The organism is Devosia sp. (genome assembly GCF_028290645.1).
GTDB lineage: Bacteria > Pseudomonadota > Alphaproteobacteria > Rhizobiales > Devosiaceae > Devosia_A.
In genome coordinates, this window is sequence record NZ_JAQGJL010000199.1 from 33009 (window position 1) to 48999 (window position 15991).

General features: G+C 63.2%; 15 protein-coding genes. 2 read left to right on the plus strand and 13 right to left on the minus strand.

Features of this window, described 5'->3' with window-relative positions; all coding sequences use genetic code 11:
- Positions 1-358: 358 nt before the first annotated feature.
- The 3 genes from JWQ89_RS11255 to JWQ89_RS11265 are packed head-to-tail and all read right to left on the minus strand — an operon-like array spanning position 359 to position 1270.
- Positions 359-556 (minus strand): hypothetical protein, encoded by a 198-nt coding sequence (locus JWQ89_RS11255; protein ID WP_299641041.1) that lies wholly within the window; start codon positions 554-556, stop codon positions 359-361.
- Positions 549-770: a hypothetical protein gene (locus JWQ89_RS11260; protein WP_299641043.1), complete on the minus strand. Its 222-nt coding sequence runs from the start codon at positions 768-770 to the stop codon at positions 549-551. Before JWQ89_RS11260 ends, JWQ89_RS11255 begins: the two co-directional genes overlap by 8 nt.
- Entirely contained in the window at positions 767-1270 is a 504-nt protein-coding gene (locus JWQ89_RS11265; protein ID WP_299641045.1) for a toprim domain-containing protein, read from the minus strand. The genes JWQ89_RS11260 and JWQ89_RS11265 overlap by 4 nt, the downstream gene beginning before the upstream one ends.
- On the opposite strand from JWQ89_RS11265, the gene JWQ89_RS11270 reads away from it, so the two are divergent.
- On the plus strand, positions 1262-1639 hold the full coding sequence (locus tag JWQ89_RS11270; RefSeq protein WP_299641046.1) for a hypothetical protein: 378 nt from the start codon (positions 1262-1264) through the stop codon (positions 1637-1639). The genes JWQ89_RS11265 and JWQ89_RS11270 overlap by 9 nt on opposite strands.
- Before the next feature lie 37 nt (positions 1640-1676).
- Here the strand turns inward: JWQ89_RS11270 and JWQ89_RS11275 are convergent, their stop codons facing one another.
- The 8 genes from JWQ89_RS11275 to JWQ89_RS11300 all read right to left on the minus strand — a co-directional run bounded on the left by JWQ89_RS11275 (position 1677) and on the right by JWQ89_RS11300 (position 6919).
- Entirely contained in the window at positions 1677-2408 is a 732-nt protein-coding gene (locus JWQ89_RS11275) for a hypothetical protein (RefSeq protein ID WP_299641048.1), read from the minus strand.
- 76 nt (positions 2409-2484) lie between these two features.
- A complete protein-coding gene (locus JWQ89_RS11280; RefSeq protein WP_299641050.1) occupies positions 2485-3033 on the minus strand; it encodes a hypothetical protein in 549 nt (182 codons plus the stop codon).
- A gap of 259 nt (positions 3034-3292) precedes the next feature.
- On the minus strand, positions 3293-3517 hold the full coding sequence (locus JWQ89_RS22505; protein WP_366143997.1) for an AlpA family phage regulatory protein: 225 nt from the start codon (positions 3515-3517) through the stop codon (positions 3293-3295).
- A 79-nt stretch (positions 3518-3596) separates the two neighbouring features.
- Complete coding sequence (locus tag JWQ89_RS11285; RefSeq protein ID WP_299641052.1) at positions 3597-4430, minus strand: hypothetical protein; 834 nt, start codon at positions 4428-4430, stop codon at positions 3597-3599.
- A complete protein-coding gene (locus JWQ89_RS11290) occupies positions 4405-5628 on the minus strand; it encodes a site-specific integrase (protein WP_299641053.1) in 1224 nt (407 codons plus the stop codon). The genes JWQ89_RS11285 and JWQ89_RS11290 overlap by 26 nt, the downstream gene beginning before the upstream one ends.
- Positions 5629-5852: 224 nt before the next feature.
- The gene (locus JWQ89_RS22510) at positions 5853-6047 is read right to left on the minus strand and encodes a prepilin peptidase (protein ID WP_366143998.1); all 195 of its coding nucleotides are present in this window, start codon (positions 6045-6047) and stop codon (positions 5853-5855) included.
- Between the two features lie 343 nt (positions 6048-6390).
- Positions 6391-6756: a hypothetical protein gene (locus tag JWQ89_RS11295; protein WP_299641054.1), complete on the minus strand. Its 366-nt coding sequence runs from the start codon at positions 6754-6756 to the stop codon at positions 6391-6393.
- 13 nt (positions 6757-6769) lie between these two features.
- The gene (locus tag JWQ89_RS11300; RefSeq protein WP_299641056.1) at positions 6770-6919 is read right to left on the minus strand and encodes a hypothetical protein; all 150 of its coding nucleotides are present in this window, start codon (positions 6917-6919) and stop codon (positions 6770-6772) included.
- Positions 6920-7495: 576 nt separating this feature from the next.
- Here JWQ89_RS11300 and JWQ89_RS11305 point away from each other — a divergent pair.
- A complete protein-coding gene (locus JWQ89_RS11305) occupies positions 7496-7966 on the plus strand; it encodes an invasion associated locus B family protein (protein WP_299641057.1) in 471 nt (156 codons plus the stop codon).
- 58 nt (positions 7967-8024) lie between these two features.
- Here the strand turns inward: JWQ89_RS11305 and JWQ89_RS11310 are convergent, their stop codons facing one another.
- Both JWQ89_RS11310 and JWQ89_RS11315 read right to left on the minus strand, forming a co-directional pair.
- Positions 8025-15101, minus strand: a complete 7077-nt coding sequence (locus JWQ89_RS11310) for an autotransporter outer membrane beta-barrel domain-containing protein (protein WP_299641059.1) — start codon at positions 15099-15101, stop codon at positions 8025-8027.
- Between the two features lie 651 nt (positions 15102-15752).
- Positions 15753-15938 carry a DUF3489 domain-containing protein gene (locus tag JWQ89_RS11315; RefSeq protein WP_299641060.1) on the minus strand — a complete coding sequence of 62 codons (186 nt, stop codon included), beginning with the start codon at positions 15936-15938 and terminating at the stop codon, positions 15753-15755.
- Positions 15939-15991: the final 53 nt, after the last annotated feature.

Sequence of the window (15991 nt, forward strand, 5' to 3'; positions counted from 1 at the left end):
TCTGGGCTTATGCAGGATTGAGAGGGGAGGCCGTTGCATACGTCCCCCCAGACCAAAAGTCGGGGAGGACGCATCATGCAGGACCGAGCCGGGTAAGGCGCGAGGCATGAGCGGGCTGCCGGATTTCGCCCCCTTGTCGGTGGCGAGCGCTCTGGGGTTGACCTGTCAGAGCTACCGGTGCGTCTCAAATCAGCGGATCGCAAACGTCAGCCAGCCAGCCGACCGACGCGCGAGAGGTATCCCTCTTCCATGGACGGCGGTATCCCGCTTCGTTCATTTGATTGTGCCGTCCGTAGCCTCCGCTCTCGCTTGGCCGGACCCCCGACAGACGGGCTGGGCTATGTGCAGTTCGAGAGCTTTAGTGCTGCCGTTTCTTCCTGCCGCGCTTGCCTACGCCGTCCCAGGCGCGGGTCTGGGCGGCAGCGCTCTTGGCCGCGCCCCAGCCGGCGGCACGGGCTCCGCGGAACCCGTCGGCCGTCAAGATGCCCTTGGCGGCTCCGGGCCTGCATACCGTCACCCAGGCCTGCAGCGTCTCGTCAAAATATCGGTCAGTCATTCGGCACCCATTGGAAGCGGTTGAAGGCGTCGACACGGGCGATTCCGCGCCTGACGAAATGAAGTCCGATCTTGAGCCCCAAGTCGCTCAACGCCTCGACTCGACGCACGGGCTCGCCGTCTAGGGCAGCAGAGCCCAGTTCGATCGCGGTCATGACCTTGCGAAGCATGAGACGCTTCAGCGCCTGCCGCTCTCGCTTGTCGCGGTTCCTCATGGACGCCCCTCGCCGCGGATCAGCATCGAGATCAGGCGCTGCACTTCGAAGATGCCGGCCTCCTGGTGGAGGTCGTTGACGTCCATTCCCTCGGCCGGCGGCATCAGGTATGGGCGCTCGGCCTTCCGCGCGAAATGCTCGCCGGCGCCGAGGCCACCGAACTGGTCGGGCTTTGCCTTGGGTGGCGCGTCGTGGTCAGCGGCAATGAAGCACCGGCCCCGGACGACAGAGGCCACCTTGGCGATGTTCGCGGCGGAAAAGCACACCAGCACGGTGTCGCGGCGGTTCAGGCCCTTGAGAGCGAGGCGCAGCGACAGACCGGTGGCATAGCCCTCGCACAACCATGTATCGCCGCCGGTGGCGATGCGATGAGCAGCACCGCCCATGTCGCCGCCATAGAGGAACCGCTTGGTGCCGTTGGCCCAGATGAGCTGCACGCTCGCCAGCCGCTGCCCGATGCGCGCCGGCACCACGATGGCGGCCTTTGCCCCGTGCGGCACCAGGTAGTCACCAGCGATTTCAGAGACCGTCTCGGCGGCGAGAACGAGGGGACGCTCGTCGGGAAAACCCTTGCCGAGAAGGTACGGGTGAGGAGCTGCGGCGGCGGCACCTACAAGTCGGCCGGCGATGGCAGCCGCGCGATCGGACCGTTCGTGCTCATGGCGGCGGTCATCGTCACGCTGCCTCGCATACCGGCGCCGATCCTCGGGCGTCCGCTGCTCGTTGAGCCACACGGTGGATTTGTCGCCGGTCTGCCAGTTGAACGCGGTCACGCGCTCGTCGTCGAGGATGACGCTGCCATCGCCCCTGCCGTTCTTGCCGATCGCGTCGGTGCGTATGCGCTGGGGGCGGTAATGACGGTGAAGTAGGGGGTGGTAGTGTATTACAAGGCTGCCGAGCTCTCCCTCACACGGTCCCCTTTGGCGACTTCCGCGGCTTCACCGAGGTGATCTCCACGACGGCGGTATTGCCGGCTCGCGACAGGACTTCGACGCCTAGCTTGAGGTGCTGGCCTGGCTCCGCATCGAGCACGCGTTGCGCAAGCTCGCCGACGTCCGCCTTCAACGTCATCTGGGCCGGGCCCGGTCGTCGCGACGACCTCCTGTTTTTAACGTTGGCGGTGGCCATCTTGTTGATGCCGCCGTTGACGACGACGTACTTGGCGATCTCGTCGGCCGACTTTCCTTCCTTGAAGGCACGTTCGAGTGCGTTGGCATACCGGCTCACCCGGCGTTTTGCCTTCTCGCCGAAGCCGAAAACGAAGCGGATGATGGGGCGCAGTACGTCATCTGGTTTGTCGATATTGGGCCGCGCGCCTTTGAACTGGGCGAACTCCGGTTGCCGGGCGAACAGAACCAAATCGTCTTTATGGGTCTGGAGGTGGCCGGCCAGGCGAAACCAGCTCTCAATCTGATGCAGCTGTGTCTCGCGCCGCCCCTTGCGGTCGGACCTCCAAGTCTCGCGCAGCGCCGCGAGAACTTCTTGAAGGTCCAGCGGCGCTGCGGCCGGAGATTCATTTTGATCCGGTTGACCGTGGCGTAGCGCGTTCAAACGAGGCGAGAGGTCGAAGGCTGGGGCTCTTGCGCTTCGTCCCACGCTGCGAGCAAGTATTGGTGTGTTGCGATTGGCGCCGCCCATAGGGCCTCCGGCGAGTGTTTGGGCTGGGAAGAGGCCGCGACCGCCACAACGGTCGCGGGCACGCACGGCGGGCTTGCTACTTCGCCTTCTCTTGGCGGTTGATGTTCGCCGTCATCCTGCGGTTCTGTACGTCGCTGGACACCGTGACGTTGCTAAACGCGAGGCGATCAAGCACGTGAAAACCCAGCAAGAGGCGAGAAAGCTCCGGGCTGGAACCATGCCCACCGTGACTCAACGACGAAGGGCTCCGGAAGGCGCTCCAGAAAGTTCGGCAGAACTCGACTTTGCCGATAGCTCGCACCTTCGCTTCAGCCCCCACGATATCCGCGACGACCTCGATGACGGTAGCTTCGACCGTCTGAGACGTCGACGCTGCCAAAACGATGAACGGGCGCTCACCTTCGGTTTCCAGGCCAAAGCTTGCCATGATAAAGCCGATCGCAGGTACGCCCTCCACGCCGGGGGCCGAGAGTGCCTTGTGAAGCCAGTCAGACACCCTTGACGCCTGCCCTTCCCCCAGGCGTTCTGCCGTGAGCCGCTCCCAGTTCGAAGGCAGGGTGACCAGAGTCAGCCCACGGGACGGGAAGTCCGACTCCGTAAGGGCAACGAGCAACTCGATGCCCATCGACTCGCAACACGAGGGGCAGCCGGCACGACCGCACGACTTAGCATCGCGCAGTCCAGGAATGCCCGAACATTCGGCGGTGCATCGGACATATCCAACTCTATCTGAGGTTCGAACCGGTCCGTTTCGGCGAAATAGTCGGTCACGTGACCTATGGTGGCAACGATTGCCTCCTTACTTGTCATTCTATATTCCTTGCAAATGCCCAGCATCTCACGCGCCCGCTGGGGCGTTGATTACGACTGGCGCTGTTAGTTTTTTACGGTTGCTTATGGGCGGCTTGCCACGCTTCGGGGTCGGCAATAAAGCTGTCGAGCTCGGACTCAAGCCAGCCCGTCACCCTTTCAGAGAGCTTCACCGACTCGGGAAATTGGCCTGCTCTAACGCCGGCCCACCAGTGTGATCGCGAGCAGCCGACCCGCTCCAAGACCTGCGGTAACCTCAATATCCGGTCGCCCGGAACGGTGGTACGTTTCGATTTCATTCATGCGTCGCTCCTTGTTGGACGTCGCAAGATTGGCTCGTTCACGCCCAGAAGAAAGGGGGTTGAGGTGGGACAATCTCTAGGAATTGCCCGCCAATTTCCGCACTGGACCTGGCTTGCGCAAGGCGCCGATTATCTGCTCGTGGGTGACGCTCGGATCGAAACTAAATAGCATGGTGCGAACAAACTCGACCCCGGGAGATTTGAACTCGTCAGAGTCATTGGTTAGCCGCTCGAAAGAGCGCCGCACATGCGTGGCCGTAATCTCGACCCACAGCTTGCTCAGCCCTCGTGCGGCGATTTCGACGTGCTTAAGGGGGCGCCTGCCCGCCGGCGATATAGCCTTTTCAGCGCCATAATTAGGCGTGCTCGGATCAAATTCCGCACTTAAAAGCGCTTCTTCAATATCGATGTTGCCCGCGTGTTCAAGCATATCCAGGAAACCGGTCCACCGATCTCGCGCTTCCCTCGCAAGGCCGGGCCCTAGATGATTGCCCACCAATCGACTCCTCAGCACACGGGCCGCAAGTGGGTGGTCCTGCAAGAGTTGGCTAAGTTTACGGGCTGTGTCCGAACTCTTGGTGAGCAACGGCCTTAACTGGGTCACGGTCATCCCATTCGCTGTCCTCTTCGCGTAAGTGTAGCGATAAACAATGTCCCGAATAGCTTTTGGAGGATCCACCGCCAACCACCCGTTCGAAGGCTTCAATCTCGATTGCGCCTCGATGTAGGCTTCCCTGGCGGCCTTGACTGCCGGCTCAATCTTCTCGTCGGGGGCATACTCAAATAATCCCGGGCCGGCGTCATACTGTAGGTTGCGTAACTGGGGGAACACTTCGCCAAGGGGCGGTTCCTTGGGCGTGACCGACGACGGCGCGAATGTGATCTCAATCTCTTTGCGGCGTCGGCTCATCGGCCTCTCCTCCAAAACTTTGAACCGACGACAGGCAGAACTTTGACCAATCGGCCATTAGAGGGCGCCGTTTGTCGAGAAGGTCTCCTCGTCTATACGCGGCCTCGACCTTACTCTTAATGGTATGCGCGAGAGCCATCTCTACAACCTCGCGAGAGTACTGCGTGCGCTCTGCGGCCCAGTCGCTGAAGGTGGAGCGGAAGCCATGAGCCGTTACGTCTACCTTCATGCGCTCAAGCAGTTTCAAGAACACCATATTAGAAAGGGGGCGTTCAACTTTCATACCTGGAAACACAAATCCGCTGCCAGCCGCCAATTTTTTGGCCGCCGCAAGTATTTCTAGGCAGCGTGCTGTCAACGGCACACGATGTACCCGCTTTACCTTCATGCGCTCCGGTGGGATCGTCCAGATCGCTGACTCGATGTCGAACTCCTCCCATCGCGTCAGGAGCACCTCGCTGGTGCGCGTCGCCGTGAGGATCAGCAACTCCAAGGCTAACCGTGACGAGGTGTGCTCGCCCTCGCTACGGAGCTTTACCAGGAAGTCGGGCAACTCCGCGAAGGGCAGTGCGGCGTGGTGTTCCTGAATCGCCATTTGCTTCGGCAGGCCACTGTCGACACCGGCGACGGGATTCTCCCCTGACCTCAGACCGGAGGCTTTGGCGTGCTCGAACACCTTGTGCATCCGCTGTTTCAGTCGCCGAGCGGTTTCACTTTTCTTGAGCCAGAGCGGGGCTAACACTTTCAGGATATCTGGCGTGCCGATATCATCGATACGGCGGCTCCCGATCTGGGGATACGCGTATTGCTTGATCGTGTTGATCCATTGATCAGCGTGCTTGGCGTTTCTGAAGCCCTCCTTCAAAGCCCCATGAGCTGCCTCAGCCGCTTCGCTGAACGTTGGAACGACGACACGCTGGCTGCGGCGCACGGAGAGCGGGTCGCCACCCTCACGGGCAATCTTCCGATACTCCGTGGCTAAGGCTCGGGCTTCCGCCAATGACACCAACGACAAGCCGCCCAGACCAATGTCACGCCGCCTGCCCATCACCACGGTGCGAAGAAGCCAGCGCTTCGCACCCGACGGGTCGACGACGAGGTAGAGGCCATTTCCGTCGGTATATCGACCGGCGGTCTTCAGCTGTTGCACCCGCATGGCGCTGAGGGCGTTCTGGGGATGGCGGCGAGGCGGGGGCATGGCTCCTCCGAATGCGTACCCCACATTTCGTACCACACTCTCTTTGGACGTAGCTAGCCTTGGTCGCACCACTGGCCTCACGTGCGCGAGGCTAACCCGTTGCAAAACCTATATATGATGGACTACGTTGGACTACCTCGAACGCCGAGTTGTCTGCCTTTCTCTCCGCCATGCCGTCTATTGTTTTGCTCGGCAAATTGCTCGCGCATTGAGTCTGCGACATTTCAAAAGCTTTGCCGGAAGGCGAGGAATCCGAGGAGGTGAAGCATGATGCCCCCAGCATCTGTTCGCGTGGCGATCAATCCGGCCACGACCAAGCCAAGTGTAATCCGATCAGGAAGGCGATCAGACCTGAGGTCGATCACGCTAGCCAGGAGGAGAAGGAGCCCTAGTGCCGCGGTTTCAAGGGATTGAGTCAATTAGCCTGCCGAAGGATCCAACCAGTATCTCTGCTAACGCGCCACGGCAACTAGCCAAGATCGATCAACGCTTGGTCGAGGCGCTTATTGGTGATTTCGGGAGCGGCCTTGGCACGGGCAGGATCATCAGTGGGCAGGGTACAATACTGCTCGACAAACAGAGCACAAATTCAGCGGTATCGGAGCGCCAGTCGACTGCAGATTCACCTCACGCCTCCCGTGCCCCCACCTGTCCGGCGGTAACTATTGTCCTAACTATGCAAGTTGCCGACAAAAAGACGGTCCGCATAAGTCCGCATCTTACTGACCGATCCGAGCAGGTGCGCCAGATGCAGCATACCTCTCAGCTCAGCCGCACCCCTTCGCAGACAATAACAATGTTTGCGCCGGTAATCGGCGTCAAGAAATATATCCGATGATTGCCGGCAATTCCCTCAATCTCAGTCAATAGTCCGCGATCACCTATCCACTCTGAAAACTCTTCATTTCGCAGTCCATCCACCACATTATCGAAATAATGTATGAATGACATTACATTTTGTACGTGATCCGTCTCGAGGAGAATGTACTTCACCGCGAAAAAGGTGGCCGAATAAAAGTCTGCATTGCTCTTGTCTATTATCTTAACGTGCACATCCGGGTATTCGAACCCAATAGATGTTATCTCACAATCGCCAAAGCTACCAGGTATCGTATGTCTCGTTTGCATCGTTATGATCTCATCAGAATGATATCGCGAGGCCGCGAACGCCATTCTCCCACATGTGGTACTCGCCCGCGACGTAGTGATCCCCTGGTATATCGATATCGTACCAGGCGTTGCCGTTACCGTCGTAAATCCGAACCGTCTGCCCACCACGACTTATGTGCATTCCCCAAGGCTCCCATACCCTGGGGCTGCTGGCAACGAGCAGCGGGGGGCCTCCCGCCGCGAAGCCTAGATCTTGGCGGATGAGACAGGAAAACGTGTCCCCAAAACATCCCGGCCGCCTAAGGGGTATCGGCGGCATAGGCAGCGCAACAGCGCTGCCGGCCGCAACGGTTCCGCGCCCGCCGTTACGGGACGCCGCACCAGCAAGGACGATTCGCTTCGTATCGTTAAGTTTCGAGGGCATCAACTCGAGCAACACCATGCTCCGCTTGCCGGCACTGTCCAGTAGAATTGAGGAAGTTTTGCCCCGCGGGCGCCAGCTAGCGTCCGCCTGGCGCCAGAGCCGGAGCCGATGCGCAGGGTTGCTGCGACCTTCGTTCGATATCGGTGAGGATCACAGCGATTCTTCGCTGGTCTTCATCCCCTTGCAAAAAAAGTCGATTGCCGGCGCCCGCAGTGGACCGACTGCGGCCGATGCGCTACTACTTTGACAGGGCTCAATAATACGGTCGGGATCATGCGAACAGCGCTGCGATTCATCAGAAGTTGTGCGCTTCCGGGCGTGCTCTTGTTGCCTATGGCCGGTGCAGGGAGTGCCGCAAGCCAGGAGACCGTCGCTGACGCGGCTTCGCCGCCGGCGCCGGCTCCATGGGGCGCGCGTTGCGCCAGCGACGGACGCACCACCACACCGGACTGCGTCATCGAACAGCGCGTGGTCTTGTCCAACAACGGCCAGTTGCTAGCGGCGGTTACCGTTCGCCTGCCGCCCGATAGCCCGACGCCGGTGATGATGATACAAACGCCGTTCGGGCTCAACCTGCTGGCCGGCTTGAAGCTCGCCATTGACGACACTCCCGTCGAGACACTGCAACTGCAGACCTGCGATGGCGGCGGCTGCTACGCCGGCAAGGTCGTCTCGCCAGAATTGCTGGGGGCCTTGAAGCAGGGAACGACGCTCTCGATCACCTTCCAGGACGCAGCGCAGCGCGACATAGCTGTCCCGGTCTCGCTCAACGGCTTCACCGCCGCGTACGAAAAGATTCAGTAAGCTCGACACCTGAGCATGAAGAAGGGCGTTGGCAACACCGGCGCCCCTATCATCTCCTTCAGAACGGTGCCGAGATCTTCAGGCTTCCGCCGTAGCTCTTGATAGTTTCGCCGACCTTGGCGTCACCTGACAGGCGGACTACCGCACCGCTGCCGTTGATCACATCAAAGCCCATCGTCACGTCGAACAGCGCCTCGTCGAGGTCGCCCACGATGGTGAACGGGGCAACCTCATCCGGGGCATCGGCGAAGCCGGCCAAGATTTCCGGGTTGGTACCCAAGAGGACGTCGAGGGCACCGACCCTGATGAAGGAGCGCAGCACCGCGTCATTGCCCACGTCCATCTCGCCGCCGAGCTCGATTGAGGGCGCGACCGTCACGTAGGTCTGGTCATGTCCGTCGATCTCCAGCGCCGTCGGCCCGCCGGTTTCGGCGAAGTCGGCGACGCTGACCTGCGTCACGCCCACGTCCACCATCGGCCTGACGTACCAATTGTCCTGTTCGAAGCTGTGCGACAGGCGCACGTGAGCCGAGGCGAAGCCGATATCCTGCGTGCCTTCGAGGACATAGCTCGGGCCGAGCGGCAGGTCGACAAAGCGCGACACGTTCTGCGACGACCAGCCGCCGGTGATCGCACCGGCGAGCACAGTGCCGTCCCAGACACCCTTGAACACCGCGCCACCCTGGAACCTGTTGCCCGAGCTCGAGGTGCTGCCGTTGCTTTCCGTCCCGATGTCTTCCCACGAGCCGCCGATGCCGGCGACGAAGTGGTCGTCGATCTTGGCCTGCGCACCGGCGCTGAGCCCGAAGCTGGTCTGCTCGAAGCCCAAATTGGTGCTGTTCTCGGCCCGTTCGGTCTTCCGATGGTTGACCGAGGCCCAGGCGCACTGGCCCTCGGCGTCGAACCCGTCCTGCACCTTGCAGCTCATCAGAGAATTCTCGAACTGCAACCCCGCGAGCATCGCCAGCGTCTGGTTGATCAGGTAGGGCTCCGGGCTCAGCTGATCGAGCAATGCCTGGTAGGTTTCGAGGTCCGGGATCTGGATCAGTGAGGCCACAAGCGGCTCGAGACCATCAGACCCGCCTGCCAGTTGGAAGGCGTTGACGTACTGGCCGATGGCGCTCTGGTTCGGGTTCAGCCCGTCGATGTCGAAATCGATGGCGTAGCTGAGCACCAGTTCGGTATCGATCCCCGGGAGGAGGTTCGCTTGCTTGAACATCTCGTAGGTGACAACCAGCGAGGCAGCGGTGTTCAGCTCGATGCCGCCGACAAGCTTCGTTTCCGACCTTGCAATGACCACCTCGTGCTCGCCCGGCAGTGCATTGCCCATGTTAAGCAGCGTCAGGTCGACAGCGCCATCCACCGTCAGTGTCCCGTCGATATCGATCAGGTCGGCTTCGCCTGCCAGACCCGTACGATCGAGATCGAGGTCGACACCGTAGATGCCGGTTGCACTCTGCGTGAGGTCGCCATTGAACGCGGTCGTCATCACCCTGTTCGTGCCGCCGGTCGACATCCAGCCATTGTTGGTCAACAAGTTCCCATCGCCATACGTCGCGAACGCTCCGGAGTTGAACTTACCGGTCGTCTCGTTGACGAAGCTGTTGGTGCCGACGCCGAGAGCAATCGAGCCGGTGACGGTGCCGAAGTTCGACACCGCCTCATCGCCGCCCAGATGGGTAGCGTCGCTGCCGGTGGCCAGGATCGCCCAGCCGGCGTCGACGCCATCGGCGGTGGTGATCGTGCCGGCGTTGTCGATCGTGTTGGTCTTGCCGTCCATGATCCAGACGCCGACGCCGACGTAGCCCATCTCGCCAACGGCCCCAGTGCGGCCGCCGCGGATGATGGTGTCGGTGTCGTTGATATCGATGATGACGTTGCCGTTGGCGGCGTTGGTGTCGGCGGCGCTGTGGGCGAGGATGGCGATCGATCCCATCCCGCGCGCCTCGTCGCCCGTCAGCAGGTTTTCCGCCGTCAGTACAGACCCGCTGACGGTGACTGTGACATCCCCCGAATTGGCTGCCACGGGATCGGCGTCCGGGTCGTCCGACAGCTTTGCCAGGCCGCCCGCGCTTTGCGCGAAGATGCCGGTAGCGTTGTTGCCGGCGGTGCGGATGGTGCCGGTGAGATCGACGCTGACCGCGCCGGCGTCGCCGTCATCGCCCTTACTGCCAATTTGCCAGGACATCAGGTTGAGGACGGGCTCCGCATTTCCGAGGCCACCCAGGAGGCCCCCGCCGCCGCCCACGCTCTGGGCGAATATGCCGGCCGAGCTGTCGCCGTGGGTGGTGATGTCGCCATTGGCGGCGACGTCGACGGCGCCGCCGTTGCCGCCAGCGCCGGAGCTACGCCCGAGAGCCAGGCCGACGCCGAGGTTGAGGCCGGGAATAGTCCCTAGCGGTGTCTCGATGTCGGCAGCTAGCGCCCGGTCGACGTTGCCGGCGATGCCACCGCCCCCGCCCACACTCTGTGCGAAGATGCCGTTCGACGAGACGCCAAACGTCTCGATGTCGCCGATGGCCGCCTGTGTGACGGCGACGTTGCCGCCGCTGCCGGCGTTATCGCCCTCACCACCGAGGCCGAGCTTGCCGGTCGCGCCGATGACAGCCTTGCCACCAACACCGCCACCCTTGCCGACGCTCTGGGCGAAGATGCCGTTCGAGTTGCCGCCACGGGTTATGATGCTGCCGGTGTTGTCGACGTCGACGACGCCGCCATTGCCACCAGCCCCGGCATTGCCACCCACGGCAATTGTGAAGTCCTTGTGGATGCTTACCGATCCGATAGGGAGAATAACGAGCAATTCGGCAGGAATGGGCAGGATCTCGGCCGAACCGAGAATACCGTTGCCGCCGTTGCCGCCACCGCCGCCGATCGACTGGGCGTAAATGCCGTCGGAGGTGTCGCCCAGGGTTTCGATGTTGCCCGTGTTGATGACCTCGACGTCGCCGCCGTGGTTGGCCACTCCACCATCGCCGCCGACGCTCACACCCAGTGAGTAGTTGTTCTTGTTCGCTGGTGAATCATCGCAGAGCCCAGGGATCGTGCACTCATCGGTGACGACCATGGCGATGGTGTTGGCGCGCCCGCCGATGCCGCCGCCGCCGCCCACCGACTGCGCGAAAATGCCGAAGCCGGAGGCGCCGTGGGTCTTGATGCCGCCCGAGTTGTTGACGTCGACCGCGCCCCCGTTATCGCCGTCGCCGCCCCCGCCGCCGATGGTGACGTCGGCGGTGAAAGACTTCGATGAATCGTTGGTGGTGTCGGTGACCACACCGACGGCGGTGATGGCATTGCCGCCATTGCCGCCGCCGCCGCCGATCGACTGGGCGAAGATGCCGGTCGCGCCGGCGCCCTCGACCTCGATGGTTGCGTCGTTGTCGACGATGGTATGGCCGCCGACGTCGCCAGTACCGCCGCCGCCGCCGACGGTGACCGCAGCAGTGACAGTGGTCGTGGGTTCCTCCCCACTGCGCCCGGCAAGGCCGAGCTGGGCGGTGATGGCCTGGCCGCCATTACCGCCGCCGCCACCGACCGACTGGGCGAAGATGGCGTGCGCCTCAAGGCCAATGGTGTGGATGTTGCCGCCGAGCAGGTTGTTGACCGTAACATCGCCACCAGCGTCACCACTGCCGCCGCCACCGCCGACCGACACGCCGATCGTGCCGATGTTGCCTTCCGCCGATCCGGTGATCTGGGCGGTAAGGGCCATGCCGCCGTTGCCGCCGCCGCCACCGATCGACTGGGCGAAGATGCCGATCGACTTCACGCCGGTGACGACTTCCTCGTCCTCGCTGACAACGATGCGCCGCCCGGTGTTGATGGCGCCGCTGTTGGTGACGATGACGTTACCGCCAAAGTTGCCAATGCCGCCCGCTCCGCCGACGGTGACCGCGACGCCGGCCGCATCGCCCTGGGCGGCGGCGATCGTGCCGGAGATCGCCATGCCGCCATTGCCGCCACCGCCGCCGACCGACTGGGCGAAGACGCCGTAGGACTCGTCGCCATAAACAGTCAGCGTCTTGGTGTTGCCGACCTCTACATCGCCGCCAACGCCGCCGCCGCCGCCCGAGCCGCCGACGGCGACCGAGCCGGTTAGCGCTTTGTCGCCGACCGCCATAGCCAGCGACGCTGCAAAACCACCGTTACCGCCACCGCCGCCTATCGATTGCGCAAAGATGGCGTTTGCGTGCTTGCCGCTAGTGGTGATGGCACCCTGGTTATCGACGTCGACCTTAGCGCTGTCGCCGCCCTCGCCAGCATCGCCGCCGATGGCGACAGAGACGGCGCCGCCTGGCTTCGGGCCAAGTGCAAACGCCCCCGCGAAGGCAAAGCCGCCGTCGCCGCCGCCGCCACCCACCGACTGCGCGTGGATGCCGTCGGCGCCGTCGGCCGTCGTCAATAGGATCGTATCGGTGCCGTTATTGAGGACGTTGACTGCTCCGGCGTTGCCGCCGCCGGCGCCGGAGCCACCCACGGCCACGGCGGCGCTGACGTTCGTGCCGGCTCCAGCCGCCAGCGACACAGCACCGGCGAAGCCGCCGCTGCCGCCGCCGCCGCCTACGCTCTGGGCGAAGATGGCGTGGGAGCCTAGGCCGGTATAGACAGCGTCCTCGCCGACGCCGGTGACCGAGCCGGTTGCAATGCTGCCGCTGTTGTTGACCGTCACCGCGCCGGCGTGGCTGGCGGTGCCGCCCGAACCGCCGATCCCAACGGCAACCCCCACCCCGGCCGCGCCGTCGATAGATATGGCAAGCGTGCCGGACACGGCAAAGCCACCATTGCCGCCGCCGCCACCGATCGACTGGGCGAAAATGCCGTGCGCGAGATTGCCTAAAGTGCTGATGGTGCCGCTGTTATCGACTGTAACGTCATTGCCGGTGCTGCCGCTACCGCCACTGCCGCCGACGGAGACCGCGATCGCCAGCGCACCACCGGAGCCGGCGACCGAAAACCCGCCATTGCCGCCACCGCCGCCGATTGACTGGGCGAAGATGCCATGGGCGTTATGCCCGGTTACGTTTTCGCCGGCCGCGACGTCGCCGCCGACGATCAACGCACCGGTGCTGATGTTATTCTCGTTGAGCACCTTAACCGTGCTGGCAGTCGCGCCGCCACCACCGCTGCCGCCGACGCCGACGGTGATCGCGCCGGCGCCGGCCGCGCCGCTGACGGCGTAGCCGCCGTTGCCGCCGCCGCCGCCCAGGCTCTGGGCGACGATGCCGATGGCGCCGTCGCCGACCGTGCCGATCGTACCGGCGGTCTCGCCAATTCTGGTGACGTTGACCTTGACCGCTCCACCCGTGCCGCCGGTGCCCCCGGTGCCGCCAACACTCACCGCCGCGCTCATACTGCCGATCCCGGCGGCCACCGCGTAGCCGCCATTGCCGCCGCCACCGCCGATGCTCTGCGCGACCACGCCGTGCGAGAGCCCCCCGCCCGTCGTGATGTTGCCGGAGGTGTTGACGGTGACCGTGCTGCTTGAGCCGCCGGAGCCACCGGAGCCGCCCATGGCAAGGTCCGCCTGGATGATGCCGCCCGCCGTTGCCGAGATCGCCCCACCACCACCACCGCCGCCGCCGCCGACGCTTTGCGCGAGGATGCCGGCGGACAAATCGCCGCCGGTCACGATCGTGCCGATGTGGGTCACATCAGCGGTGCTGCCAGAGTTGCCGCCGCCGCCATCGCCGCCCAAGGATACGCCGACGCTGAAGCCGAGCACGGCAACGCCAGCGGTGACGGTGAAGCCGCCGTTGCCGCCGCCGCCGCCGATGCTCTGCACCTGGATGCCGTCGGCCCGGTCGCCCTCAGTGGTGATGGTCGGCGCGACGCCGCTGCCGTTCACCGTACCATTGTAGATTGCCGCGGCGCCGGCACCGCCGAGGCCACCATGCCCGCCGACCGCAACCGAAGCGCCGAGATTGACGGAGATGGCGCCGCCGCCATTGCCGCCGCCACCACCGATCGACTGCACCAGTATGCCTTTGCCGCCATCCTCACGCGTGGTGACTGAGCCGGAATTGTTCACGGTCGCTATGCCACTGCCGCCGCCCGAGCCGGCGTCGCCGCCGACGGCGAAAAGCCCACCGGCACTGCCGCCGTCGCCGCCGCCGCCGCCCACGCTCTGCGCCACGATGCCCATGGACTCGGCGCCCCAGGTATTGATCGTGTTCGAGTTCGAAACGGTGACAGTGCTGCCGTTCGACTGGCCGCCGCCGTTGCCGCCGATGCCGACTATACCGCCGGACTCGCTCCCCGAACCAGCACCTGCGCCAGTGCTCAGCGCGTAGATGCCGTGGGCCCGAGTGCCAAGCGTGGTAACGGTGCCGTCATTGGTGACCGTAACCGTACCGGCGCTGCCGCCATTGCCGCCCTGGTCGCCAATGGCGATGCCACCGGACGTAGAGCCACCGGCGCCGCCGTTGCCGCCCTTGCTTAGTGCGTAGACGCCGTGACCGCCGTCACCGTTGGTCACGATCGATGAATCCGGACCAAGGGCTACGACCACGTCGCTTCCGTTGCCGCCATTTCCACCTGAACCGGAGACTGAGACGATGAGGCCGAAACCACCGCCGCCGGTGCCGCCGTCGCCGCCAATGCTCTGCGCCAGCACACCGATGCCCGCAATGTCGGGGTCAGTGGCGTCGAGCACGGTGATAGATGCATTGCTGTTGACGACCACCGATCCGGCACCGCCGCCAGTGCTGCCGTTAGTGCACCAGGTGGCCAACAGGATCGTCGTGCAACCGCCATTGCCGCCGCGGCCACCGATGGATTCGACTTGTATGCCGTTGGCGTCGGTAGTGGTGAATGACGCTCCCGTGCCGGGATTCGCTATCGGATTATTGACCGTGAGACTGCCGCTAGCGTTGCCGCCAGTTTCGGCCGTCGCTATGAGGTGCACCGCGAGGTCCTCCGTCGTATCGAAGGTGTCGGCGGTGGCCAGAATCTCATACTCGAATGGGTCCTCCGCCGTGCCGGCGCCGGTCCGCACGATGTATTCATCGTCCACGAGGTAAGGTGTGTCGTCGGTGAGATCGTCGGGAGTTCCATTCTGATTGGCGACGACGAAGATATTCGCCGTGTCTTCATCGTTGTCGTCGTCGTATGAGATTACCGAGAGCTTGATCTGCACGTCGGTATCCGCCCGGTTAACACCGGCTTCCCTTAGAAGAATGCCGACCACACCGGGATTGACCGTCTGCGAGCCCCCAGTGCCACCCGTGACGTTGACTGTTTTGACGGCTGTGTTGTCATAGCTGTTGTCATATCTGATGCCGGCGGTCGGCACGTCTGGACAGTCCGCAGTCGTGAGGGGGGCCAGGCAACCTTCGTTTGCCGCATTCGCAACCGTAACTGCGCCGATCGAGAGTGGTACAGCGAGCGCGAGTGCCCAGAGCACCGCTATTGCGGCATTCCAACCCTGGCGAGACAATATCGTTGTCGTCAACATGCGAGCGCCCACCCAATATGCGTTACCGGGAGGTTAAGACGCAGTTTTGCCAAAGGAAATCCACATTCTTGTCATAAAGGGGCAATTGGCAGATCGGTGGCGCCCGAGCAACAGTATTTTGGCCGCAGATACAACTTTACGGCAAAGGGTGCGTAAAAAAATGCTACGTGGGGACGCCGTCAAATAATATAGTGTCTACCCACCCACCCACCAGCCCGAATTAGAACGTGAGGCACCGAGCCGGCACATTCTGCGACAGGCGCAATCGCTATCTCTGAAGGTCCAACTGGGCTGCCAGGATCTCGCGCTCGACCTCTTCCTTGGTGGGCTGCTTCATTCCGATGCCTCGTCCGCCACAATGCGGTAGACCCGGCCGCGTCCCTCGATCACCTCGGAGGTCACCTCCAGCTTCAGCTTCTTCTTGAGGTTGCCGCTGATGGCACCACGTACCGAGTGCGCGTGCCAGCCGGTCGCGTCCATTAGCTCGGAAATGGTCGCACCGGCGCCTGATGGGACCATCTTGACGATTGAGCCGGAGCAGGAACGGCCCTGGCCTCCCGCGAAGAAAGCCG